Here is a 20,848-nt window from a genome sequence, read left to right on the forward strand (position 1 = left end):
ATTTCAACTCCCTACGGAACTGTGAGGGCTTCAGGCTTTTTGCTTGCTGCGGCGATTACTGATCAGCATGGATATCAGGACGAGCAGCACGGCGATGACGAACATGGCCGTACCGATGACATTGATCTGGACGGGCGTTCCGCGCTGCGCCGAACCCCAGACGAACATGGGGAAGGTGACGGTGGAGCCCGCGTTGAAATTGGTGATGATGAAATCGTCGAAGGAGAGCGCGAAGGCGAGCAGCGCGCCCGCGGCGATTCCGGGTGCCGCGATCGGCAGGGTGACCCGCAGGAAGGTCTGGAACGGGCCGGCGTAGAGGTCCTGCGCGGCCTGTTCCAGCCTCGGGTCCATCGACATGACGCGCGCCTTGACGGCCGTCACGACGAAGCTGAGGCAGAACATGATGTGGGCGATGAGGATCGTCCAGAAGCCCAGCTGGACGCCCATGTTGAGGAAGAGGGTGAGCAGCGAGGCCGCCATCACCACCTCGGGCATCGCCATGGGCAGGAAGATCAGCGAGCTGACGGCGCCGCGCGCCCGGAAGCGGTACCGCACCAGCGCGAAGGCGATCGCCGTGCCGAGCGCGGTGGCGCCGAGCGTCGACCACAGGGCGATCTGGAGACTGAGCGAGAGCGAGCCGCACAGGTCGGCGACCCCGCACGGATCGGTCCAGGCGTCCGTGGAGAACTTCTGCCACTCGTAGTTGAAGCGCCCCTTCGGGTCGTTGAAGGAGAACACCGTCACCACGATGTTCGGCAGCAGCAGATAACCGAGCGTGAACAGTCCCGCGATGACGACGAGACGGCGCTTGAGCCAGTTGACGAAGGCCATTTAAACCAGATCCTCCGTCCCGGACCTGCGGATGTAGAGCGTGACCATGATGAGGATCGCGAACATCAGGATGAACGAGAGGGCGGCGGCCGTCGGATAGTCCAGGATCCGCAGGAACTGCGACTGGATGACGTTGCCGACCATGCGGGTGTCGGTGGAGCCGAGCAGATCCGCGTTGACGTAGTCGCCGGCGGCCGGGATGAAGGTCAGCAGCGTGCCGGAGACGACACCGGGCATCGACAGCGGGAAGGTGACCTTGCGGAAGGTGGTGAAGGGCTTGGCGTACAGGTCGCCCGCCGCCTCGTGCAGCCGGCCGTCGATGCGCTCCAGCGAGGTGTACAGCGGCAGGATCATGAACGGCAGGAAGTTGTACGTCAGACCGCAGACGACCGCCAGCGGCGTGGCCAGCACCCGGTCGCCCGAGGTCATGCCGAGCCAGCTGGTGACGTCCAGGACGTGCAGCGAGTTCAGCGCGCCGACGACCGGGCCGCCGTCGGCGAGGATCGTCTTCCAGGCGAGGGTGCGGATCAGGAAGCTGGTGAAGAACGGCGCGATCACCAGGATCATGATCAGGTGCTTCCAGCGTCCCGCGCGGAAGGCGATCAGATACGCCAGCGGGTAGCCGAGCAGCAGGCACAGGATCGTCGCGGCACCGGCGTACAGCACCGAGCGCAGGAACTGCGGCCAGTAATCGGACAGCGCGTCCCAGTAGGTGGCGAAGTGCCAGGTGACCTTGTAGCCGTCCTCCAGGGAGCCCGTCTGCACGGACGTGGAGCCCTGGTAGACCATCGGCAGCGCGAAGAAGACCAGCAGCCACAGGATGCCGGGGAGCAGCAGCAGGTACGGCGTCCAGCGGCCACGCCGGCGCGGCGGCTTCTTCCCGGGTGCGGTCGGCGCGAGCGGCGGCGGCGCCTCGGTGAGCGTCGTCATCAGGCGTCTTCCTCGACCTTCTCCACACCGGCCTGGATGTCCTGGGCCGCGTCCAGCCCGAAGGTGTGGGCGGGGCTCCAGTGCAGGACGACCTCGGCGCCGGGGGCCAGGCGGGCGTCGCGGTCGACGTTCTGGACGTAGACCTGGAGCGCGGAGCCCGCCGGGCTGTCGACGACGTACTGGGTGGAGACGCCGATGAAGCTGGCGTCGGCGATCCGGCCCGTCACCCGGTTGCGGCCGTCCGCTATCTCCCCCGCGTCGTCGGCGTGCGTGAGGGAGATCTTCTCCGGCCGTACGCCGACCAGCACCTTGCCGCCGGGCGACGCGGCGGCGCTGCACCGCTGCGACGGCAGCGCCAGCTTCCCGCCGCCCGCCTTGAGCACGATCTCGTCGCCGCCGGCCGCGTCGACCTCGGCCTCGATCAGGTTGGACGTGCCGAGGAAGTTCGCGACGAACGTGCTCTGCGGGTTCTCGTACAGGTCGGCGGGGGCGCCGAGCTGTTCCACGCGGCCCGCGTTCATCACGGCGACCGTGTCGGCCATCGTCATGGCCTCCTCCTGGTCGTGCGTGACGTGCACGAAGGTGATGCCGACCTCGGTCTGGATGCGCTTCAGCTCCAGCTGCATCTGGCGGCGCAGCTTCAGGTCGAGGGCGCCCAGCGGCTCGTCGAGGAGCAGCACCTTGGGGTGGTTGATCAGCGCGCGGGCGACCGCGACGCGCTGCTGCTGGCCGCCGGAGAGCTGGTGCGGCTTCTTGCGCGCGTGCTCGCCGAGCTGGACGAGCTCCAGCATCTCGTCGACCTGCTTCCTCACCGACTTGACGCCGCGCCGGCGCAGACCGAAGGCGATGTTCTCGAAGATGTCGAGGTGCGGGAAGAGCGCGTAGGACTGGAAGACCGTGTTCACCGGCCGCTTGTACGGCGGCAGCCGGGTCACGTCCTGCTCGCCGAGCGAGACGGTGCCGGTGGTCGGCTCCTCCAGGCCGGCGATCATCCGCAGGGTGGTGGTCTTGCCGCAGCCGGAGGCGCCGAGCAGGGCGAAGAAGGAGCCCTGCGGCACGGTCAGGTCGAGCGGGTGCACGGCGGTGAAGGAGCCGTACGTCTTGCTGATGCCGGAGAGGCGGACGTCGCCGCTGTTGTCTGTCGTCGTCATGGTCGTCACGCCCCTGTGAGCTTCGCGAACTTCTCTTCGTAGGCCGTCTCTTCCTTCGCGCTCAGTGAGCGGAAGGCACGGGACTTGGCGGCCATGGCCTTGTCCGGGAGGATCAGCGGGTTCTTCGCCGCGTCCTCGTCGATCTTCGCCAGCTCTTCCTTCACCCCGTCGACGGGACACACGTAGTTGATGTACGCGGCGAGCTGGGCGGCCGGACCGGGCTCGTAGTAGAAGTCGATCAGCCGCTCGGCGTTCGTCTTGTGCCGGGCCTTGTTCGGCACCAGCAGGTTGTCCGTCGAGGTGAGGTAACCGCTGTCGGGGATGAGGAAGTCGACGTCCGGGCTGTCCGCCTTCAGCTGGACAACGTCGCCGGCCCAGGCGAGGCAGGCCGCGAGGTCGCCCTTGGTGAGGTCGGAGGTGTAGTCGTTGCCGGTGAAGCGGCGGATCTGGCCCTTGTCGACGGCCTTCTGGAGGCGGGCGATCGCCGCGTCGAAGTCGTCGTCGGTGAACCGGCCCGGGTCCTTGCCCATGTCCAGCAGGGTCATGCCGACGCTGTCGCGCATCTCGGACAGGAAGCCGACCCGGCCCTTGAGTCCGGGGTTGTCGAGCATGTCGGAGACCGACGTGACCTCGACGCCGTCGAGCGCCTTCTTGTTGTAGGCGATGACCGTGGAGATACCGGTCCACGGGTAGGAGTACGCCCGTCCCGGGTCCCAGTCCGGGCTGCGGAACTGCTGGGACAGGTTGGCGTAGGCGGTCGGCAGGTTGGACGGGTCCAGTTTCTGGACCCACCCGAAGCGGATCAGGCGCGCGGCGAGCCAGTCGGTCACGCAGATCAGGTCACGGCCGGTGGACTGGCCGGCCGCCAGCTGCGGCTTGATCTTGCCGAAGAACTCGACGTTGTCGTTGATGTCCTCGGTGTACTTGACCTTGATGCCGGTCCGCTTCTCGAACGCGTCGAGGGTCGGGTGGTGCTTCTCGCTCTCGTCGACGTCCATGTACTCGGTCCAGTTGGAGAAGCTCACGGTCTTCTCCTTCGCCGAGTGATCCTGCGACGAGACCCCGGAGGTCTGGGCCGCCGGGGGGATGCCGCAGGCGCTCAGCGCCCCCAGACCGCCGGCCACGAGCGCGCCGCCAGCGGAGGCGCGCATCAGGGAACGGCGGCTGAGAGCGGCCCTGCCGTTGCGCAAGCTGCGCCGCATGGCGGCCACTTGGGCCGGGGACAGGCGGTCTGGCTCGTACTGCTCCATGCGCGTGGTGCCCTTTCGGGAGGTGGGCGGCCGCGGGTCAGGCGGCCTGACTGCTATCGGTCCCCGAAGACGGTGCGGTGCCAGTCCTTCTCTGCCACCGCCGTGTTGTCGAACATTACGTGTTTGATCTGCGTGTACTCGTCGAACGAGTACGCGGACATGTCCTTGCCGCAGCCGGACTGCTTGTATCCGCCGTGCGGCATCTCGCTGATGATCGGGATGTGGTCGTTGACCCACACACAGCCCGCCTTGATCTCGCGGGTGGCCCGGTTCGCCCGGTAGACGTCCCGGCTCCACGCGGAGGCGGCGAGGCCGTACGGGGTGTCGTTGGCGAGCGCGATGCCCTCGTCGTCGGTGTCGAAGGGCAGCACGACCAGGACCGGCCCGAAGATCTCCGACTGGACGATCTCGCTGTCCTGGGGCGCGTCCGCGACCAGCGTGGGCCGGTAGTAGGCGCCGTCGGCGAGTTCGCCGCCGGGCGCCTCGCCGCCGGTGACCACGCGCGCGTAGGCCCGCGCCCGGTCGACGAACCCGGCCACGCGGTCCCGCTGGACGTGGCTGATCAGCGGGCCGAGGTCGGTGCCCGGGGCGAACGGGTCGCCGAGCCGGACGGTCTCCATGAGGGCGGCGGTCCGCTCGACGAACGCCTCGTACAGCGGGCGCTGCACGTACGCGCGCGTGGCGGCCGTGCAGTCCTGCCCGGTGTTGATGAGCGAGCCCGCGACCGCGCCGTGCACGGCCGCCTCCAGGTCGGCGTCGTCGAAGACGACGAACGGCGCCTTGCCGCCCAGCTCCAGGTGGAGCCGCTTGACGGTGGCCGTGGCGATCTCGGCGACGCGCTTGCCGACCGGAGTGGAGCCGGTGAACGAGGTCATGGCGACGTCGGGGTGGCCGACCAGGTGCTCGCCGGCCTCCCGCCCGGTGCCGGTGACGATGTTGACGACACCGTCCGGGATGCCCGCGTCCCTGACGGCCTCGGCGATGAGGAGCGAGGTCAGCGGGGTCAGCTCGGCGGGCTTCAGGACGATGGTGTTGCCCGCGGCGATCGCCGGGAGGATCTTCCAGGCGGCCATCTGGAGGGGGTAGTTCCAGGGCGCGATGGAGCCGACGACACCGATGGGCTCACGTCGGACGTACGAGGTGTGGTCCCCGGAGTACTCCCCGGCCGACTGCCCCTGAAGGTGCCGGGCGGCGCCCGCGAAGAACGCGGTGTTGTCGATCGTGCCGGGCACGTCGAACTCCCGGGTCAGCTTCAGCGGCTTGCCGCACTGGAGGGACTCCGCGCGGGCGAACTCCTCCGCCCGGTCGGCGAGGACGCCGGCGAGCCGGTGCAGCGCGTCGGAACGCTCGCCGGGAGTGGCCCCGGCCCAGCCCGGGAAGGCGGCCTTGGCGGCGGCGACGGCGGCGTCGACGTCGTCGGTGCTCGCCAGCTCGTAGACGAAGACCTCCTTGCCGCCGGCCGGGTCGACGACGGCGTGCGTACGGCCCGACGTGCCCTTCGTCAGCCGGCCGTCGATGAACTGCGCACCGGCCGCGAAACGCTCTTGTGCGGGGAATCGTTCCGGGGTGGTCGTGCCCGGGTTGTGCATGTCGCTCTCCTCCGCCGAGGCCCCGCCGGGCATGGTGTCCAGGGGGTGGGTGGCGTAGCTCCAGCTCGAATTGAGTGCCGATCCTGACAGAGCACGGGCACTCCAACAAGTGATTCCGTTGTTGCCTTTTGGTTACGCGACGGAATCTGTCGACCAGGTGTCGAGTCGACGGGAAATACGGGGGACGGAATGTCAGTGGTGGCTGCCAGACTGGCGTGCATGGAGAAGATCGACTCGCGGGAAGCCCTGGTCAAGGAGGTGCGGGCGGGGTTCCGGGTGAAGTACCTGCACTTCTGGGGACACCGGCCCCGGCCGGACGGAAGCATCGGGCCGAGCTGTCTCAGCCAGTGGTGGCCGTCGCCGTTCACCGCCGACGGGGTGGAGTACGCGACGGCGGAGCACTGGATGATGGCCGCCAAGGCCCGCCTCTTCGACGACCCGGAGGCCGAGCGGCGCGTGCTGGCCGCGGCGCACCCGGCCGAGGCGAAGAAGGCGGGGCGCCTGGTCCGGGGGTTCGACGAGGGCGTCTGGGAGCGGGAGCGGTTCGGCATCGTGGTCGAGGGCAGCGTCCGCAAGTTCGCCGCGCACGCCGAGCTGGGGCGTTTTCTGCTGAACACCGGGGAGCGGGTGCTGGTGGAGGCCAGTCCGGTGGACCGGGTGTGGGGCATCGGGCTCGCCGCGGACGACCCGGGCGCGAACGATCCGGAGCGGTGGCGGGGGCCGAACCTGCTGGGGTTCGCGCTGATGGAGGCGCGGGGGCGGCTGCGGCGGGGAGAGAGCGGCCACGCCGGCTGACCCCCGGCCCTCGGCGGCCGTCAGGCCGCCAGCACCAGCACACCCATCGTGATGCCGAGGACGATGCCGGCCACGCCGCAGATGATCCCGGCGAGCGCCTGACCGCCGTTCGTGGCCTCGCCCCGGCTCGCCTTCCGGCGGCCGATCGCGCCGAAGATCACGCCCAGTACACCGAGGACGATGGCCAGCGGCCACAGGCAGAACACGATCGCCGCGAGGATGCCGAGCACGAGCCCTGCCGTACCCATGCCGTTGCTGGGCATGGGCGCCATCCCGGGCCAGCCGTAGTAACCGCCTCCGGCGGCGGAGGGCGGGTAGCCGTACCCGACGGGATACCCGTACGGCACCTGACCGGGCCCGTCCGGAGCGATGGGCGGCGGAGGCACGGCCCCGCCCTGGGGATGCGGTGCGGAGGCTGCCGGGGGTGCGAAGGGGTTGGGCGGGGCGAACGGGTTGGACGCGCCGGTCGCCGGGGCGGTCGGCGGGGCCCACTGCCGGGGGCTGTCGGCGCCGTCGTCCGCGGGCAGGGAGGTGATCGTCTGCTGGTCGTGCACGGAGAGGGGCGCGGGTCCGCCGGAGGCGATGGTGTCACCGGGGCCGCCGGTCGGGTCGGCGGCGGGCCGGGTCCAGGGGTCGCTGGTCGGGTCGGCGGCGGGCGGCGCCCAGGGGTCGTCGGGCCGGGGCTCCCCCGACGTCCGCGCGGCGGCCGCGTCCTGCGGGGTCTCCTTGCTCAGGGGCACCTTGGGAACCGTGGTGTCGGGCGCGGCGTCGTGCTCCTGCGCCGTCGGCGGCTGCGCGTCGTCGGACATGCGCGGGATCCCCTCTGTCGTGCGTTCCGTCATGCTACGGCCACGGCCTGACCACAGCGGGGCCGCCCCGTACCGGCGTCGGCGCGGGACCGGCGTGCAACGCCCTCCGGCCCCAGGCCCGGCCCCACCCCCCCACCCCGCCCGTCCTACGATGACCCCGACCCACCGATCAGCCGATCACCGCGCCCCCGCACCGCCGGGGAGCGCCCTTGCCGGGGAGGAACCCGTGACCGACCGTCTCGCCACGCCCGCCGCAGGCGACCCGCACGCCTTCATCGCCGGACTGCCGAAGGCCGAACTGCATGTGCACCACGTCGGCTCCGCCTCCCCCCGGATCGTCGCCGAACTGGCCGCCCGGCACCCCGACTCGAAGGTGCCGACGGACCCCGAGGCGCTGGTCGACTACTTCACGTTCACGGACTTCGCGCACTTCATCGAGGTGTACCTGTCGGTCGTCGACCTGATCCGCACCCCGGAGGACGTGCGCCTGCTGACGTACGAGGTGGCACGCGATCTGGCGCGCCAGCAGGTGCGGTACGCGGAGCTGACCATCACCCCGTTCTCCTCCACCCGCCGCGGCATCGAGGAGAAGGCGTTCATGGACGCGATCGAGGACGCCCGCAAGGCGGCCGAGGCCGAGTTCGGGACGGTGCTGCGCTGGTGCTTCGACATCCCGGGCGAGGCGGGTCTGGAGGCCGCCGAGGAGACGACCCGGCTCGCCACCGACGACCGGGTGCGCCCGGAGGGGCTGGTCTCCTTCGGGCTGGGCGGCCCCGAGATCGGCGTACCGCGCCCGCAGTTCAAGCCGTACTTCGACCGCGCGATCGCCGCCGGGCTGCGTTCCGTGCCGCACGCGGGTGAGACGACGGGCCCGGAGACGGTCTGGGACGCCCTCACGCATCTGCGTGCCGAGCGCATCGGCCACGGCACCAGTTCCGCCCAGGACGAGAAGCTGCTCGCGCATCTCGCCGAGCACGGCGTCCCGTTGGAGGTGTGCCCGACCTCCAACATCGCCACCCGCGCGGTCCGTACGCTCGACGAGCACCCGATCAAGGAGTTCACCCGCGCCGGCGTCCTCGTGACGATCAACTCCGACGACCCGCCCATGTTCGGCACGGACCTCAACAACGAGTACGCCGTCGCCGCCCGGCTCCTGGACCTGGACGAGCGGGGTCTCGCCGAGCTGGCGAAGAACGCCGTCGAGGCGTCGTTCCTCGACCCGGCCGGCAAGGCCCGGCTGGCCGCCGAGATCGACAGCTACACCTCGGACTGGCTCGCCCCCTGACCCGTCCTCACCGGGCGTTCACAATGGGCCCCATGCGCAATGTGACCGCCGTGGGCCATCGCGGCGCCCCCTACCAGGCCCGTGAGAACACGCTCGACTCGCTGCGTACCGCGCTCCGGCTGGGCGCGGACGCGGTCGAGGTCGACGTACGGCTGACCCGGGACGGCGTACCGGTGCTGCTGCACGACGAGACGCTGAAGCGGCTGTGGGAGCTGGACCGGCCGCTACTGGCGCTGACGGCCGCCGAGTTGAGCGAGCTGACGGCGGATCGGGTGCCGACGCTGGCCGACGCGCTGGCGGCGACCGACGGCAGCCGGGTGATGCTGGACCTGCCCGGCCGCCCGGACGTCCGGGCTGCGCGCCGGGTGGTGGACGTGGTCCGCGAGTGCGGCGCCGAGGGCCGCGTCTTCTACTGCGCGGGCGCCACCGCGATGCTCTCGGTGCGGGCCGCCGATCCGGCCGCGGAGATCGCCCTGACCTGGACGACACTGGCCCCGCCGCGGCCCGCGCTGCTGGACGCGGTCCGCCCGCGCTGGCTCAACTACCGCTTCGGGCTGGTCGATCGCGACCTCGCCGCCCGCGTCCACCGCGACGGCTACCTGCTGTCGGTGTGGACCCCGGACACGGTCCGCGCGATGCGCCGCCTCCTCGCCGCGGGCGTCGACTCCATCACCACCAACCGCATCGACGCCCTGTGCGCGCTGCGCCGCGGGCACGGGGCCTGAGGCCGCAGCGCCATGGCGTCCGTCAGGGGGCCTCGCCGTCGGCCGGCTTCTCGGCGAGGGGCCGGCCGACGATCCGCTGGAGTGCGGCGACGTACTCGGTGAAGGCCTGACGGCCCTGCGGGCTGAGGCTGAGCCAGGTCCGCGGGCGCTTGCCGACGTACCCCTTGCGGATCTCGACGTAGCCCGCCTTCTCCAGGGCGGCGGCGTGCTTGGACAGGACCGAGTCGCTGATCCGGAGGCTGTCGCGGACGAAGGCGAACTCGGCCTCGGTCGCCGCCGCCAGCAGGGAGACGATCTGGAGCCGGGCGGGTGCGTGGATCACCGGGTCGAGGTTCACCGGACGACCCTTCCCGTCGAGTGGGCCAGCACCTGGTTCTCGGCCCAGCGGTTGGTGGCCGCCGTGTACAGGGCGGCGACGACACCGGCGATGACCTTCTGCCAGATCGTGGACTCGACGAAGCTGTCGATGATGACCGGCACGAGCCCCCAGACACCGCAGATCGAGGCCAGCCAGAGTGCCATCCGCACACCGGCGTTGACGGTCCAGGTGCGTGGCCGCCATCTGACGCGCATGCGGGCGGCCAGCGTCCGGGTGAGCGCGGCGATGCCCGCGACGTCCGCCACGGTGAGGGCGATCTGCGCGGCGCCGTCCAGCTCGGTCGCGATCGCGGCGACGGTGACCAGGGCGACCACACTCGGCAGGTACCAGAGCGGGAGCCGCTGGTCGGCGTAGCCCTTCTGCTGGACCCGCTCGATCTCGGCGAGGACGTCGGCGGGGTCCGGCGTCATGCCCCGCGTCGTCTCCGGCATCCCGTCCGGCGTCTTGTCCATGCGCGAGTACCTGCTTCCTCGGGAACTACTTGACGCAATGGAAAGTAGTGCAGCACTTTCCATTGCGTCAAGTACTTTCCGCTGGGCCGCTAGGCGCGCGGACCGGCGTACTCCAGCGGCGGCGCGATGGCCTGGGCGTCCGCCCCCTCCCCCACCCACAGCCCGATCAGCAGCGCCGCCGTCGCCTCCACCAGCCCGGCCCGGTCCAGGCCCCCGGCGGACAGTGGCTCGCAGCCGAGGTCGCGCACGAGCCGCCGTACGACGGACAGCGCGCCCGCGTCGTCGCCGCACAGCGGCACCGCCAACGGGCGGCCGTCGAAGACGGGCGGGGTCAGCCGCCAGACGTCGACGTGGCAGAGGTTGAAGGCCTTGACGACGTGGGCGCCGGGCGCGGCGGCGGCGACGCGTTCGGCCGCCGACGGGCCGCCGGCCGTGCGCAGCGCGAAGCCGGGGCCGACCGGGTTGGTGCAGTCGATCAGTGTCCGCCCGTGCAGCACGTCGGCCAGTTCGCCGACCACCTCCATGACGGCCTGGTAGGGCAGTGCCAGCAGCACCGCGTCCGTGCCGTGTCCGGCCGCCGCGCGCAGTCCACCGTCCCGGCGTCCGCCGGCCCTCACCTCGTGGCCGGCCCGCCGCCACCGCGTGCCCAGCGCGTCCGCCATGTCTCCGGTTCCGAGAATTCCGATCCGCATGGGCAGCACCGTAGGAGGCCGCTCGGGCACCATTTGGTGCGTGACCGACGACCAGGCCTTCCTCGCCGACTGCCGTGCCCGGCTCGCCTTCGACCTGCTCGCCAACACCTGGAACGCGGTGGTGATATGGGCGCTCAAGGACGGCCCGTACCGCCCCGGCGAACTGCGTGAGCGCATCGGCGGGATCAGCCAGAAGGTGCTGACGCAGACGCTGCGCCGGCTGGAGTTCAACGGGCTCGTCGCCCGGCGGGCGTACGGCGGCGCCCCGCCGCGCGTGGAGTACGAGCTCACCGCGCTCGGCCGGACCCTGCTGGCCCCGATCGACGTCTTCGGGGCCTGGGCGTTCGAGCACGGCGACGAGGTGATGGCGGCCCAGGAGCGTCACGAACCCGCCCCCTAGGGGGTGTCTCGCCGATCAGGCCGGATCAGGGAGCGGCGTCTGGTGCCGTGCATCGCAAGGCGGAGGAGGGAGTCGATGCGGAGCATCGGGGAGTGACGACAACGCGGCGAGGCGCGGCACCAGACGCCGCGAGCCCGGCCTGATCGGCGAGACACCCCCTAGGGGCTTCTCCTGACAACTCCCGGGGCACGCGGCGCTGTTGATCCGGGCCTGACCAGGGTCCGGCACCCTCCTCACGGGCGATCCGGGGCGGGACGGCACCCCGGGAAGATGATCAGCATCGTCCCGCCGACCCCAGGAGCCGACCTCCGATGCGTCTCAGCCGTCGTACGACCACGGCCGCGGCCCTCGCCCTAGCCCTCGCGGCCGGTGGTCCGCTGGCAGCGGGCCCCGCCGTGGCCTCCCCCGCGCCGCCCGCCGCCGACCGGCAGCAGCGGCAGGCTCCGGACACGGTCGCCCTGAGCGCGGCGCTCGAGGACGTGCCGAACGCGCACGCCACCGCCGCCCTGGTGCGGATCGGCGGCACGGACGGGGTCTGGCGGGGCAGCGCGGGCGTGCGCGATCTGGTGAGCGGCCGCGCGGCCGACCCGGACGGCCGCTTCCGCGCCGGTTCCACGACGAAGGTGGTGACGGCGGCCGTCGTCCTGGACCTCGCCGCGGAGGGCCGGATCGATTTGAACCGGCCCGTGCAGCACTACCTCCCCGGACTGCTCGGCCCGGAGTTCCGGCCGGTCACGGTACGGCAGCTGCTGAACCACACCAGCGGCATCCAGCCCGGCGACGGCCTCGGAAGCACGGTCGAGGAGGAGTACGCGCACCGCTTCGACACGCTCACCCCGGAGCGGGTGGTGGCGTCGGCGGTGGCGAAGGGGCCGGAGTTCCGCCCCGGGAAGCGGCAGCACTACCTGAACATCAACTACACGATCCTCGGCCTGCTCATCGAGAAGGTCACCGGCCACTCGTACGCCTCGGAGGCCACTTGGCGCGTGCTGCGGCCCGCCGGGATGCGGGACACGTACTTCCCCGGCACCGGCCCCCGGATCGACGGCCCGCACAACCGCGGCTACCAGGTGATGCCGCGGCCCGACGGCACGACCCGGCTCGTCGACGTCACCGAGTGGAACCAGGCGGACCGCCGGGCGGCCGGCGACATGATCTCCACCACCGCCGATCTGGAGCGGCTGGTCGACTCCCTGTTCCGGGGCCGGATCGTGCCGCGGCCGCAGCTGCGGGAGATGTTCCGGGTCCCGGCGCACATCGAGGGCGCCACCTACAGCGCCGGGCTGCAGCGCTTCGAGTACGAGGGCCGGGTCTACTGGTTCAAGTCCGGCGGCCGGTACGGCTACAGCACGGGCATCGGCGCCACCCGGGATCTCTCCCGCACCGTCGTCTACTCGGTCAACGACACCGCCGCGAAGGACGAGTCGGGCAACCCGGTGGTCGACGGCATCGTGGCGGCGGCCCTCGAGTAGCCCATGCGGAAGGGGGCGACCTCGCGGTCGCCCCCGGTGCGATCCGCCCTCGCCGTTCCTCAGTCCGCGGCCTTGAACCCCCGCAGCCGCAGCGAGTTGCCCACCACGAACACCGACGAGAACGCCATCGCCGCCCCCGCGATCATCGGGTTCAGCAGGCCCGCCGCGGCGAGCGGCAGCGCGGCCACGTTGTAGGCGAAGGCCCAGAAGAGGTTGGACCTGATGGTGCCGAGGGTCCGGCGCGAGAGGCGGATCGCGTCGGCGGCGGCACGCAGGTCGCCACGGACCAGGGTGAGGTCGCCGGCCTCGATCGCCGCGTCGGTGCCGGTGCCCATCGCGAGGCCCAGGTCGGCCTGGGCGAGCGCGGCGGCGTCGTTGATCCCGTCGCCGACCATGGCGACCGTACGGCCCTCGCCCTGCAGCCGCTTGACGACCTCGACCTTGTCCTCGGGCAGCACCTCGGCGATCACCTCGTCGATGCCGACCTCCTCGGCCACCGCCTCGGCGACGGCCCGGTTGTCGCCGGTGAGCAGCACGGGCCGCAGCCCGAGCGCCCGGAGCCGGCGGACGGCCTCCGCGCTGGTGTCCTTGACGGCATCGGCGACCTCCAGGACGGCCCGCGCCTCACCGTCCCAGGCCACGGCGATGGCGGTCCGCCCCGCGGCCTCGGCCCGCGCCTTGGCCTCCTTCAGCTCCGCGGGCAGCCCGATCGCCCATTCCTCCAGCAGCTTCTCCCGTCCGACGAGGACGGCGTGCCCGTCGACGACGCCCTGCACGCCGAGTCCCGGCACGTTGGCGAAGTCCTCCGGGACGGGCAGGGTGCCGGTCCGCTCGGTGGCTCCGGCGGCGACCGCCTGGGCGATGGGGTGCTCGGACGCGTTCTCCAGGGCCCCGGCGAGACGCAGGACCTCGTCGGCGCCTGTGCCTTCGGCGGTGTGCACGGCGAGCAGGGTCATCTTGCCGGTGGTGACGGTGCCGGTCTTGTCCAGGACGATCGTGTCGACCTTGCGGGTGGACTCCAGGACCTCCGGGCCCTTGATCAGGATGCCCAGCTGGGCGCCGCGCCCGGTGCCGACCATCAGCGCGGTCGGCGTGGCCAGCCCGAGGGCGCACGGGCAGGCGATGATCAGCACGGCGACGGCGGCGGTGAAGGCGGCGGTCAGTCCGGCGCCGTTGCCGAGCCAGAAGCCGAGGGTGCCGAGGGCCAGGGCGATGACGACCGGCACGAACACGCCGGAGATGCGGTCGGCGAGGCGCTGTGCGGCGGCCTTGCCGTTCTGCGCGTCCTCGACCAGCTTGGCCATCCGGGCGAGCTGGGTGTCGGCGCCGACCCTGGTGGCGTCGACGACGAGCCGGCCGCCCGCGTTGACGGTGGCACCGGTGACGGAGTCGCCGACGCCGACTTCGACGGGGACGGACTCGCCGGTGAGCATGGAGGCGTCGACGGCGGAGGTGCCCTCGACGACGGTGCCGTCGGTGGCGATCTTCTCGCCGGGCCGGACCAGGAAGCGGTCCCCGGCCTTCAACTCCCCGATGGGCACGCGCACTTCGGTGCCGCCGCGCAGCACGGTGACGTCCTTCGCGCCGAGTTCCATCAGCGCCCGCAGGGCAGCGCCCGCCTTGCGCTTGGAGCGGGCCTCGAAGTAGCGGCCGGCCAGGATGAACGCGGTGACGCCGGCGGCGGCCTCCAGGTAGATGTTCCCGGCGCCGTCACTGCGGGCGATGGTCAGCTCGAAGGGGTGGGTCATGCCGGGGGTGCCCGCACTGCCGAGGAACAGCGCCCACAGCGACCACAGGAACGCCGCCGAGGTACCCACTGAGATCAGCGTGTCCATGGTGGCGGCGCCGTGCCGGGCGTTGGTCCAGGCGGCGCGGTGGAACGGCCACGCGGCGTAGGTGACGACGGGTGCGGCGAGAGTGAGGGACAGCCACTGCCAGTACTCGAACTGGAGCGCCGGGACCATGGCCATCGCGATCACCGGCACCGCGAGCACCACGGCGGTGATCAGCCGCTCCCGCAGCGGCTTCAGCTCGTCGGCCGCGGCCTCCGCCCTCTCCTGCGGGGCTTCGGGGGGCGCAGGTTCGTGCGCGGTGTATCCGGTGGCCTCGACGGTGGCGATCAGATCGGGGACGGTCACGCTCTCCGCGTAGGTGACCTTCGCCTTCTCCGTCGCGTAGTTGACGGTGGCGGTGACGCCGTCCATGCGGTTGAGTTTCTTCTCGATGCGCGCCGCACAGGAGGCGCAGGTCATTCCGCCGATGGTGAGTTCGACCTCGGTGGCACCGGGGGCCGTAGTGATCATCGCTCCTCCTGGGATTCCCGCTCGCCGGCTCTCTCGAGCCCTCTTCACTTGATACCCCCTGGGGGTATAAGGTGCTCACATATATACCCCCTCCCCGTACTGGGATCAAGAGCAGTCTGGAGTCAGAGATGCATCCCCTGCAGAAGATCGGCGCCTTCGGTGCCGCCCTGGCCGCGTCCTTCGCCGCCGCGTACGGCATCGGCGCCGCCGTCTCCCCGATCTCCACGGACGACGGCGGGGGACACGAGTCGGCCGCCCACTCCTCCCCCGCGTCCGCGACGCCGGCCGGCACCACACCGGGCGGTCTCCAGGTCTCCGAGGGGGGCTACACCCTCGACCTCGAAACCCCCCGCGTGCGCGCGGACACCCCGGCGACCCTGCGGTTCGTCATCCGCGACGCGGAGGGCCGGCCGGTGACCGAGTACCGGCGCGAGCACGAGAAGGAACTGCACCTGATCGTCGCCTCACGCGACCTGACCGCCTACCGGCACCTGCACCCCAGCCGCTCGGCCGACGGCACCTGGACCACCACCGCCACCCTCCCCGACCCCGGCGGCTACCGCGTCCTCGCCGACTTCACCCCCGCCGCCGAGCGGGAGGGCCTGACCCTCGGCGCCGACCTCGCGGCCTCCGGCTCCTACACCCCGGACGCCCTGCCCGCGCCCGCCGCCACGGCCACCGTGGACGGCTACACCGTCACCCTCGACGGCACCCTGAAGGCCGGCGGCGAGAGCGACCTCACGTTCACCGTCCGCCGCGACGGCGAGCCGGTCACCGGCCTCCAGCCCTACCTCGGCGCCTACGGCCACCTGGTCGCCCTGCGCTCCGGAGACCTCGCCTACCTGCACGTCCACCCGCACGAGGAGGCCCACGGCACCGCCGTCTCCGGCCCCGAGGTCGCCTTCTCCGCCACCGCCCCCACCGAGGGCGCCTACCGCCTCTTCCTCGACTTCAAGGCCGACGGCGAGGTCCACACGGCGGCCTTCACGGTCCGGGCGGGCGAGCGGGCCCCGGCCGCCCCGGCCGCCTCGGACGCCCCGGCCTCGGAGCAGCACGAGGAGAGCCCGCACGGTCACTGACGGAACGCGGCCGTCACAGCCCGGCGATCGCGTTCCACCGCTTGCCGAACTCCACCCGCTCCCCGGACGTGATGTCCCGCGCGATCGCGAGCCGTTCACGCATCCCGGCGTCCGGGAGGATCAGCGGGTCCTCCGCCCGGGCGGCGGTCTCCGCGTCCTTGGCGGAGGCCGGCACGTCCCGCGCGGCCGGCACGGGGCAGACGTGGTTCACCCAGGCGGCCAGCTCGGCGGCGACCTCGGGCTGGCTGGTAGTAGTGGTCGATCAGCCGCTCGGCGTTCGCCTTGTGCGAGGCGAGGTCGGGGATCATCAGGGACTCGGACCACAGCTCGGCGCCCTCCTCGGGGACGACGAAGCGGATGCCGGGGTCGTCGGCCTGGAGCTGGATGACGTCTCCGGAGTACGCCTGGCAGGCGAGGACGTCGCGCCGGAGAGATCCTTGATGGAGTCGTTGCCGGTGATGCCGGACTGCCAGGGCACGGTGGACGCGCGGCCGGGATCGAAGGCGGGCGAGCTCAGCAGCGAGTCGAGGTACCGGGTGACGTTGGGCTGCCGTGCGCGGTCCATCTCCTGCACCCAGCCCAGCCGGACGAACCGGGCTCACATCCAGTCGCTGATGACGATCAGGTCGCGGCCGGTGGGCTGGTGGTTCATCAGCGCGGGGCCGATCTTGCCGAAGAACTCGTCGTTGTCGTCGATCTCCTCGACGTAGTCGACGGAGATCCCGGTTCGGCGCTCGAACGCCCGCAGGCTGGGCCGGCTGGTCTCGTCCGCGTCGTCGGTGTCGATGTGCAGCGGCCAGTTCGCCCAGGTCAGCCGCTTGTCGGTGGCGGAGAGATCGCGGGTGGCGCGGTCGCCGGCCGCGGCGTACGCGGCCAGGACGCCGCAGCCGGCGAGTCCGGTGAGGGCGGCGGGCGCCGCCGAGCCCTGTCGAACGTGACGCCTAAGCAGACGCCGGAGACGACTCCAGATGCCGGAGACGACTCCTGACACGACGCCGAAGGTGGCGCCGGACATGACGTGGCCCCGGACGGTCCGTCCTCCGTCCGGGGCCACGAGTCACGGGTTCACGTACCCCCGCGTGATCATGCGTCCAGCGACGTCATGACGTGCTTGATGCGGGTGTAGTCGTCGAAGCCGTACGCCGACAGGTCCTTGCCGTAGCCGGACTTCTTGAAGCCGCCGTGCGGCATCTCGGCGACCAGCGGGATGTGGGTGTTGATCCACACGCAGCCGAAGTCGAGCTTCTTGGACATCCGCATGGCGCGGCCGTGGTCCTTGGTCCACACGGAGGAGGCGAGGGCGTACTCGACGCCGTTGGCCCAGGTGACCGCCTGCTCCTCGTCGGTGAAGGACTGCACGGTGATGACCGGGCCGAAGACCTCGTTCTGGACGATCTCGTCGTCCTGCTTGAGGCCCGAGACGACGGTCGGGGCGTAGAAGTAGCCCTTGTCACCGACCTGGTGGCCGCCAGCCTCGACCTTGGCGTGCGCGGGCAGCCGCTCGATGAAGCCGGCGACCTGCTTGAGCTGGTTGGGGTTGTTCAGCGGGCCGTACGCCACGTCCTCGTCGTCCGGCTGGCCGGTCTTGGTCTCGGCGGCGGCCTTGGCGAGCGCGGCGACGAACTCGTCGTGGATGGACTCCTGGACCAGCACGCGGGTGGCGGCCGTACAGTCCTGGCCGGCGTTGAAGAAGCCCGCGGCGGAGATGTCCTCGACGGCCTTGGCGATGTCGGTGTCCTCGAAGACGACGACCGGGGCCTTGCCGCCGAGCTCCAGGTGGACGCGCTTGACGTCCTTGGCGGCGGACTCGGCGACGGCCATGCCGGCGCGCACCGAGCCGGTGATGGAGGCCATCGCCGGGGTCGGGTGCTCGACCATCAGACGGCCGGTCTCGCGGTCGCCGCAGATGACGTTGAAGACGCCCTTGGGCAGGATCGAGCCCATGATGTCGGCGATCAGCACGGTGGAGGCCGGGGTGGTGTCCGACGGCTTCAGCACGACGGTGTTGCCCGCGGCGATGGCCGGGGCGAACTTCCACACGGCCATCATCATCGGGTAGTTCCACGGCGCCACCTGGGCGCAGACGCCGACCGGCTCACGGCGGATGATCGAGGTCAGACCGTCCATGTACTCACCGGCGGAGCGGCCCTCCAGCATCCGCGCGGCGCCCGCGAAGAAGCGGATCTGGTCGACCATCGGAGGGATCTCCTCGGTGCGGGTCAGCCCGACGGGCTTGCCCGTGTTCTCCACCTCGGCCGCGATCAGTTCCTCGGCGCGCTCCTCGAACGCGTCCGCGATCTTCAGAAGGGCCTTCTGCCGTTCGGCGGGGGTCGTGTCCCGCCACGCCGGGAACGCGGCCTCGGCGGCCGCCATGGCGGCGTCGACGTCAGCCTGCCCGGACAGCGGCGCGGTGGCGTACGCCTCGCCGGTGGCGGGGTTCACCACCTCGGTGGTGCGTCCGTCGGCGGCGTCCCGGAACTCTCCGTCGATGTAGTTGCGCAGGCGACGCAGTTCGGTGGTCACTGCCGGCCCTCCTGTCGGTGTCCATTCCTTGAGATGCCCACCCTAGTCGCTCTGCCCACGGTTTCAACACCCCCCGGCGCGTCGAATCTGCGAAATCCGCAAGCTGGAATCTCACAAACAACGGATTTCATCGATCCTGCCTTGCAAAACTATCGAGTCCTCGTGCACAGTGAGGTCGTGGCCAGTCGAAGCGCAGACCAGAGGGACTCCCGCGAGTCCAGGAACGGCACCCCCCAGCTGGATGCCGTCTCCCTCGCCATCATCGAACAGCTCCAGCAGGACGGCCGCCGGCCGTACGCCGCCATCGGCAAGGCCGTGGGCCTGTCGGAGGCCGCCGTGCGCCAGCGCGTCCAGAAGCTGCTCGACCAGGGCGTGATGCAGATCGTCGCCGTCACGGACCCGCTCACCGTGGGCTTCCGCCGACAGGCGATGGTCGGGATCAACGTCGAGGGCGACGTGGAGTCGGTCGCCGACGCGCTGACCGGCATGGCGGAAGTGGAGTACGTGGTGATGACCGCGGGCTCGTTCGACATCCTCGCCGAGATCGTCTGCGAGGACGACGACCACCTGCTGTCCGTCATCAACAAGCGCATCCGGGCGCTGCCCGGCGTGCGCTCCACCGAGAGCTTCGTCTACCTGAAGCTCAAGAAGCAGACCTACATGTGGGGAACCCGATAACCCGTGAGGACCCGATAACCGTGAGCACCAAGGACCTCAGCCAGAGCGCGTACGACCACCTGTGGATGCACTTCACCCGCATGTCGTCGTACGAGAACTCCCCCGTCCCGACCATCGTCCGCGGTGAGGGCACCTACATCTACGACGACAAGGGCAAGCGCTACCTCGACGGTCTCGCGGGCCTGTTCGTGGTCCAGGCCGGTCACGGCCGCACGGAGCTCGCCGAGACCGCCTTCAAGCAGGCCCAGGAACTGGCGTTCTTCCCCGTCTGGTCCTACGCCCACCCGAAGGCCGTCGAGCTGGCGGAGCGGCTGGCCGACTACGCGCCGGGCGACCTCAACAAGGTCTTCTTCACCACCGGCGGCGGCGAGGCGGTCGAGACCGCCTGGAAGCTCGCCAAGCAGTACTTCAAGCTCCAGGGCAAGCCGACCAAGTACAAGGTCATCTCCCGCGCGGTCGCCTACCACGGCACCCCGCAGGGCGCCCTGTCCATCACCGGCCTGCCGGGCCTGAAGGCCCCGTTCGAGCCGCTGGTCCCCGGCGCGCACAAGGTGCCGAACACCAACATCTACCGCGCCCCGATCTTCGGCGACGACCCCGAGGCCTTCGGCCGCTGGGCCGCCGACCAGATCGAGCAGCAGATCCTCTTCGAGGGCCCCGACACGGTCGCCGCGGTCTTCCTGGAGCCGGTGCAGAACGCCGGCGGCTGCTTCCCGCCGCCGCCCGGCTACTTCCAGCGGGTCCGCGAGATCTGCGACAAGTACGACGTGCTGCTGGTGTCGGACGAGGTCATCTGCGCCTTCGGCCGCCTCGGCACGATCTTCGCCTGCGACAAGTTCGGCTACGTCCCGGACATGATCACCTGCGCCAAGGGCATGACCTCGGGCTACTCCCCGATCGGCGCGTGCATCGTCTCCGACCGCATCGCCGAGCCGTTCTACAAGGGCGACAACACCTTCCTGCACGGCTACACCTTCGGCGGTCACCCCGTGTCGGCCGCGGTGGGCGTCGCCAACCTCGACCTGTTCGAGCGCGAGAACCTCACCCAGCACGTGCTGGACAACGAGGGCGCCTTCCTGCAGACCCTGCAGAAGCTGCACGACCTGCCGATCGTCGGCGACGTCCGCGGCAACGGCTACTTCTACGGCATCGAGCTGGTGAAGGACAAGAACACCAAGGAGTCCTTCAACGAGGAGGAGACCGAGCGCGTCCTGTACGGCTTCCTGTCGAAGGCCCTCTTCGACAACGGCCTGTACTGCCGTGCCGACGACCGGGGTGACCCGGTCATCCAGCTCGCCCCGCCGCTGATCTCCGACCAGGAGACGTTCGACGAGATCGAGCAGATCCTGCGCGCCACCCTGACGGAGGCGTGGACCAAGCTGTAGATCCCCGCGGTGCTGTGGCCCGGGGTGCGCCCGAACGAGTGAGAAGGGCGCACCCCGGGCCGCGTGCTGTCCGGCGTTCCCGCCCCGGATCCCTAGCGTGCCTGGTAACCGATCGGCCCC

Annotated in this window: 18 protein-coding genes and 2 pseudogenes; 8 read left to right on the plus strand and 12 right to left on the minus strand. The window is 71.0% G+C overall.

Annotated elements, in window-relative coordinates; all coding sequences use genetic code 11:
- Positions 1-30: 30 nt before the first annotated feature.
- From ACSU6L_RS10560 to ACSU6L_RS10580, 5 genes are read right to left on the minus strand one after another with little or no spacing between them, the layout of a single operon-like run.
- A complete protein-coding gene (locus ACSU6L_RS10560) occupies positions 31-831 on the minus strand; it encodes an ABC transporter permease (RefSeq protein WP_437055791.1) in 801 nt (266 codons plus the stop codon).
- Positions 832-1,761, minus strand: a complete 930-nt coding sequence (locus tag ACSU6L_RS10565) for an ABC transporter permease (RefSeq protein WP_437055793.1) — start codon at positions 1,759-1,761, stop codon at positions 832-834.
- Positions 1,761-2,921 (minus strand): ABC transporter ATP-binding protein, encoded by a 1,161-nt coding sequence (locus tag ACSU6L_RS10570; RefSeq protein ID WP_437055795.1) that lies wholly within the window; start codon positions 2,919-2,921, stop codon positions 1,761-1,763. The genes ACSU6L_RS10565 and ACSU6L_RS10570 overlap by 1 nt, the downstream gene beginning before the upstream one ends.
- Positions 2,918-4,162 carry a polyamine ABC transporter substrate-binding protein gene (locus ACSU6L_RS10575; RefSeq protein WP_437055797.1) on the minus strand — a complete coding sequence of 415 codons (1,245 nt, stop codon included), beginning with the start codon at positions 4,160-4,162 and terminating at the stop codon, positions 2,918-2,920. Before ACSU6L_RS10575 ends, ACSU6L_RS10570 begins: the two co-directional genes overlap by 4 nt.
- Before the next feature lie 53 nt (positions 4,163-4,215).
- Positions 4,216-5,751, minus strand: a complete 1,536-nt coding sequence (locus ACSU6L_RS10580; protein ID WP_437055799.1) for a gamma-aminobutyraldehyde dehydrogenase — start codon at positions 5,749-5,751, stop codon at positions 4,216-4,218.
- Positions 5,752-5,970: 219 nt separating this feature from the next.
- Here ACSU6L_RS10580 and ACSU6L_RS10585 point away from each other — a divergent pair, with 219 nt between their 5' ends.
- Entirely contained in the window at positions 5,971-6,546 is a 576-nt protein-coding gene (locus tag ACSU6L_RS10585) for an NADAR family protein (RefSeq protein WP_437055801.1), read from the plus strand.
- A 20-nt stretch (positions 6,547-6,566) separates the two neighbouring features.
- Here ACSU6L_RS10585 and ACSU6L_RS10590 read toward each other — a convergent pair whose 3' ends face one another.
- Positions 6,567-7,355, minus strand: coding sequence for a DUF4190 domain-containing protein (locus tag ACSU6L_RS10590; RefSeq protein WP_437055803.1), 789 nt, complete (start codon positions 7,353-7,355; stop codon positions 6,567-6,569).
- A 168-nt stretch (positions 7,356-7,523) separates the two neighbouring features.
- Between ACSU6L_RS10590 and ACSU6L_RS10595 the strand changes: the two are divergent.
- Positions 7,524-8,640 (plus strand): annotated as a pseudogene (locus tag ACSU6L_RS10595) (adenosine deaminase).
- 32 nt (positions 8,641-8,672) lie between these two features.
- The gene (locus tag ACSU6L_RS10600) at positions 8,673-9,365 is read left to right on the plus strand and encodes a glycerophosphodiester phosphodiesterase (protein ID WP_437055805.1); all 693 of its coding nucleotides are present in this window, start codon (positions 8,673-8,675) and stop codon (positions 9,363-9,365) included.
- A gap of 22 nt (positions 9,366-9,387) precedes the next feature.
- Here the strand turns inward: ACSU6L_RS10600 and ACSU6L_RS10605 are convergent, their stop codons facing one another.
- From ACSU6L_RS10605 to ACSU6L_RS10615, 3 genes are all read right to left on the minus strand, one after another.
- Positions 9,388-9,702, minus strand: a complete 315-nt coding sequence (locus ACSU6L_RS10605) for a winged helix-turn-helix domain-containing protein (RefSeq protein ID WP_437055807.1) — start codon at positions 9,700-9,702, stop codon at positions 9,388-9,390.
- Positions 9,699-10,196, minus strand: a complete 498-nt coding sequence (locus ACSU6L_RS10610) for a hypothetical protein (protein ID WP_437055809.1) — start codon at positions 10,194-10,196, stop codon at positions 9,699-9,701. The genes ACSU6L_RS10605 and ACSU6L_RS10610 overlap by 4 nt, the downstream gene beginning before the upstream one ends.
- Before the next feature lie 89 nt (positions 10,197-10,285).
- Positions 10,286-10,888 (minus strand): NADPH-dependent F420 reductase, encoded by a 603-nt coding sequence (locus ACSU6L_RS10615; protein WP_437055811.1) that lies wholly within the window; start codon positions 10,886-10,888, stop codon positions 10,286-10,288.
- A 40-nt stretch (positions 10,889-10,928) separates the two neighbouring features.
- Between ACSU6L_RS10615 and ACSU6L_RS10620 the strand changes: the two genes are divergently transcribed.
- A complete protein-coding gene (locus tag ACSU6L_RS10620; protein WP_437055813.1) occupies positions 10,929-11,288 on the plus strand; it encodes a winged helix-turn-helix transcriptional regulator in 360 nt (119 codons plus the stop codon).
- Between the two features lie 311 nt (positions 11,289-11,599).
- Complete coding sequence (locus tag ACSU6L_RS10625; RefSeq protein WP_437055815.1) at positions 11,600-12,760, plus strand: serine hydrolase domain-containing protein; 1,161 nt, start codon at positions 11,600-11,602, stop codon at positions 12,758-12,760.
- Between the two features lie 59 nt (positions 12,761-12,819).
- Here the strand turns inward: ACSU6L_RS10625 and ACSU6L_RS10630 are convergent, their stop codons facing one another.
- Entirely contained in the window at positions 12,820-15,063 is a 2,244-nt protein-coding gene (locus ACSU6L_RS10630) for a heavy metal translocating P-type ATPase (RefSeq protein WP_437055817.1), read from the minus strand.
- A 128-nt stretch (positions 15,064-15,191) separates the two neighbouring features.
- Here ACSU6L_RS10630 and ACSU6L_RS10635 point away from each other — a divergent pair, with 128 nt between their 5' ends.
- Positions 15,192-16,142, plus strand: a complete 951-nt coding sequence (locus ACSU6L_RS10635; protein WP_437055819.1) for a hypothetical protein — start codon at positions 15,192-15,194, stop codon at positions 16,140-16,142.
- Positions 16,143-16,155: 13 nt separating this feature from the next.
- On the opposite strand, the pseudogene ACSU6L_RS10640 reads toward ACSU6L_RS10635, so the two are convergent.
- Together ACSU6L_RS10640 and ACSU6L_RS10645 are read right to left on the minus strand one after the other, a co-directional pair.
- A pseudogene (locus ACSU6L_RS10640) lies at positions 16,156-17,157 on the minus strand (spermidine/putrescine ABC transporter substrate-binding protein).
- Positions 17,158-17,225: 68 nt separating this feature from the next.
- Positions 17,226-18,665, minus strand: a complete 1,440-nt coding sequence (locus ACSU6L_RS10645; RefSeq protein WP_437055820.1) for a gamma-aminobutyraldehyde dehydrogenase — start codon at positions 18,663-18,665, stop codon at positions 17,226-17,228.
- Between the two features lie 162 nt (positions 18,666-18,827).
- On the opposite strand from ACSU6L_RS10645, the gene ACSU6L_RS10650 reads away from it, so the two are divergent.
- Both ACSU6L_RS10650 and ACSU6L_RS10655 read left to right on the plus strand, forming a co-directional pair.
- The gene (locus tag ACSU6L_RS10650; RefSeq protein ID WP_073941193.1) at positions 18,828-19,343 is read left to right on the plus strand and encodes an Lrp/AsnC family transcriptional regulator; all 516 of its coding nucleotides are present in this window, start codon (positions 18,828-18,830) and stop codon (positions 19,341-19,343) included.
- 20 nt (positions 19,344-19,363) lie between these two features.
- Positions 19,364-20,728: an aspartate aminotransferase family protein gene (locus ACSU6L_RS10655; RefSeq protein WP_437055823.1), complete on the plus strand. Its 1,365-nt coding sequence runs from the start codon at positions 19,364-19,366 to the stop codon at positions 20,726-20,728.
- Positions 20,729-20,848 lie beyond the last annotated feature (120 nt).

It is taken from the genome of Streptomyces sp. enrichment culture (assembly GCF_964272855.1).
In the GTDB taxonomy this organism is placed as follows: Bacteria; Actinomycetota; Actinomycetes; order Streptomycetales; family Streptomycetaceae; genus Streptomyces.

Excerpts from the sequence above, each read along its gene's own strand:
- ACSU6L_RS10600 (WP_437055805.1), top strand. The coding sequence starts at position 8,673 with ATGCGCAATGTGACCGCCGTGGGCCATCGCGGCGCCCCCTACCAGGCC.
- ACSU6L_RS10590 (WP_437055803.1), bottom strand. The coding sequence starts at position 7,355 with ATGTCCGACGACGCGCAGCCGCCGACGGCGCAGGAGCACGACGCCGCG.
- ACSU6L_RS10575 (WP_437055797.1), bottom strand. The coding sequence starts at position 4,162 with ATGGAGCAGTACGAGCCAGACCGCCTGTCCCCGGCCCAAGTGGCCGCC.
- ACSU6L_RS10635 (WP_437055819.1), top strand. The coding sequence starts at position 15,192 with ATGCATCCCCTGCAGAAGATCGGCGCCTTCGGTGCCGCCCTGGCCGCG.
- ACSU6L_RS10560 (WP_437055791.1), bottom strand. The coding sequence starts at position 831 with ATGGCCTTCGTCAACTGGCTCAAGCGCCGTCTCGTCGTCATCGCGGGA.
- ACSU6L_RS10610 (WP_437055809.1), bottom strand. The coding sequence starts at position 10,196 with ATGGACAAGACGCCGGACGGGATGCCGGAGACGACGCGGGGCATGACG.
- ACSU6L_RS10565 (WP_437055793.1), bottom strand. The coding sequence starts at position 1,761 with ATGACGACGCTCACCGAGGCGCCGCCGCCGCTCGCGCCGACCGCACCC.
- ACSU6L_RS10630 (WP_437055817.1), bottom strand. The coding sequence starts at position 15,063 with ATGATCACTACGGCCCCCGGTGCCACCGAGGTCGAACTCACCATCGGC.
- ACSU6L_RS10625 (WP_437055815.1), top strand. The coding sequence starts at position 11,600 with ATGCGTCTCAGCCGTCGTACGACCACGGCCGCGGCCCTCGCCCTAGCC.
- ACSU6L_RS10580 (WP_437055799.1), bottom strand. The coding sequence starts at position 5,751 with ATGCACAACCCGGGCACGACCACCCCGGAACGATTCCCCGCACAAGAG.
- ACSU6L_RS10585 (WP_437055801.1), top strand. The coding sequence starts at position 5,971 with ATGGAGAAGATCGACTCGCGGGAAGCCCTGGTCAAGGAGGTGCGGGCG.
- ACSU6L_RS10615 (WP_437055811.1), bottom strand. The coding sequence starts at position 10,888 with ATGCGGATCGGAATTCTCGGAACCGGAGACATGGCGGACGCGCTGGGC.